Below are 2,098 nucleotides of genomic sequence, written 5' to 3'. Positions count from 1 at the left end.
CCGCAGGAGCAAAGCGAAGCGCCTGGAGCGGAAATCAACAGTCTAATTTAACGCAGCTTACTTTTTATGGTAATTAAAACAAGCTTGAAAAATATGTGAGTACTTGTTATACTAGCTACAGTGTGTTTTTACAAAAACAGCAAGTACTATATTTGCTGTCATTTATAACTCTGTTTCGGATATGATTCAGGGCGGAAGGAGATGAAAAGAATGAAATCAGGAATTCATCCAAATTACAAGACAGTTAAGGTGACTTGCGCATGCGGAAACGAATTTGAAACTGGTTCTGTAAAGAACGAGATTCGCGTTGAAACTTGCTCTGAGTGCCATCCTTTCTATACTGGACGTCAAAAATTTGCTGAAGCTGGCGGACGTGTTGACCGCTTCAACAAGAAGTACGGCCTTAAGAACGAACAACAGCAATAGTAGAATTCAAAAAACAGGCAAGAAGCTTTGTGACTTGCCTGTTTTTTATTGTCTATATTTAGATGTACCTGGGTACATAACAAATAGATTTTATAAAAATTTTAATTTAACGAACTTCATTTTTCAGTCTGGATTTGGCTCTTTTTTTTGTTATAATGGAAAAAGCTGAAAAAAGGTTAGCCTTTTAAATACATTTATATCTAACGAATATTTGCAGAAATTGAACCAGCGAGGAAGGAGAGGCCGACCATGTACGTGATGAAACAAAGCGGTTGGATCGAACTGATTTGCGGCAGCATGTTTTCTGGGAAATCGGAAGAGTTGATCCGCCGAGTCCGCAGAACTCAGTTTGCCAAGCAAAATATTGCCGTTTTCAAGCCGAAAATCGATAACCGCTACAGCGAAGAATCGGTTGTATCGCACAACGGAACTGCTGTTACAGCAATGCCTATAGCCAACTCTACAGATATTTTCCAGCATATCAACCCTGATATCGATGTAATTGCCATCGACGAAATCCAGTTTTTCGACCAGGAAATCGTTCAGGTTGTCCAGCATCTTGCAGACAGTGGATATCGAGTGATCGTAGCCGGCCTTGACCAGGATTTCCGCGGAGAGCCATTTGGCCAAATGCCGGCATTAATGGCAGTTGCCGAAAATGTGACCAAGCTTCAGGCGGTTTGTGCCGTTTGCGGTTCACCAGCAAGCCGAACACAACGCCTGATCAACGACAAGCCAGCCTCTTATGACGATCCCATCATTCTCGTTGGGGCATCTGAAGCATATGAACCGCGCTGCAGGCACCACCATGAAGTGCCAAAATCGCCAAACGAGCTGAAAGTTGAAAAAATAACGGAAAGCTTATCATAATTTGTTTTTTATAAGTCCGCCCTGGAGATTTGGGTGGGCTTTTTTGTTAGGTATTAACGCTGGTAAAACTAATCAAGTCGCTTGAAGCACAAAATGAGGTGTTAAGCGGAAAAAAATCTCAACGTAATAACCAGTGCATTCCCTCAGTAATTTTGGGCAACCTATCGTTGGGAGGTGCCATAATATGAAAAAAATATTGATGATGCTTATTTTTGGAATGATAATCGTTTCGGGGTGCGGCCAGGATAACACAGAATCGACATACGACAAAAATCAGGATACCGCAGGACAAGACCTCACAACGAATGATAATGGCGTTCGCGGCGGAGATGGTCCGAATTTTACAAAGGATCAAGACAATGACATGACCATGGGCGACCAAAACCCGAACTTGCCAAATACCGATAACCAGAACCGCCATAATTTTTCCCAGGATGTCCAAAAAGCAAAGGAAGTGATTTCTGCTCAAGGCTTTGAGCCTGGGTCGATTTGGATCAATGGTGGAACCATGAATGTAACAGCCCACCCTGGGAATCGACTATCCAAAAAGGAACTGGTGAGTGCCGAAAACTCGCTTCAAAAGAACCTGACCAAAGCCTTGCCGCGTTATGAAATCAATGTGGATATTGAGTAAAATGGCTTAAGCATGCTCGGGACAGGGCATGCTTTTTACATATACATAAGGTCGTTAGCTTTAAAGTAATTGTGCTAAAAATGCAAGTATGTATCAGTTGGCTCTGGTAAAGCTGAATGTTGATTTTCATACCCTGTTGATTGTAGTGGAGCGCGTAGACTCCTGCGG

3 protein-coding genes are annotated in these 2,098 nt (G+C 42.5%); all 3 read left to right on the top strand.

The window, feature by feature from the left end; translation table 11 throughout:
* Window positions 1-210 precede the first annotated feature (210 nt).
* On the top strand, window positions 211-426 hold the full coding sequence (gene rpmE, locus V7654_RS02935) for a 50S ribosomal protein L31 (RefSeq protein ID WP_335428337.1): 216 nt from the start codon (window positions 211-213) through the stop codon (window positions 424-426).
* A gap of 249 nt (window positions 427-675) precedes the next feature.
* Complete coding sequence (locus V7654_RS02930) at window positions 676-1,296, top strand: thymidine kinase (RefSeq protein WP_335428335.1); 621 nt, start codon at window positions 676-678, stop codon at window positions 1,294-1,296.
* 184 nt (window positions 1,297-1,480) lie between these two features.
* The gene (locus V7654_RS02925; RefSeq protein WP_335428332.1) at window positions 1,481-1,930 is read left to right on the top strand and encodes a hypothetical protein; all 450 of its coding nucleotides are present in this window, start codon (window positions 1,481-1,483) and stop codon (window positions 1,928-1,930) included.
* The last annotated feature ends 168 nt before the right edge of the window (window positions 1,931-2,098 follow it).

The organism is Bacillus sp. JJ1609 (genome assembly GCF_036967045.1).
Taxonomy (GTDB): domain Bacteria; phylum Bacillota; class Bacilli; order Bacillales; family Cytobacillaceae; genus Mesobacillus.
The sequence above is the reverse complement of the archived record's forward strand: the minus strand, read 5'-3'. Positions and strand labels throughout refer to the sequence as shown.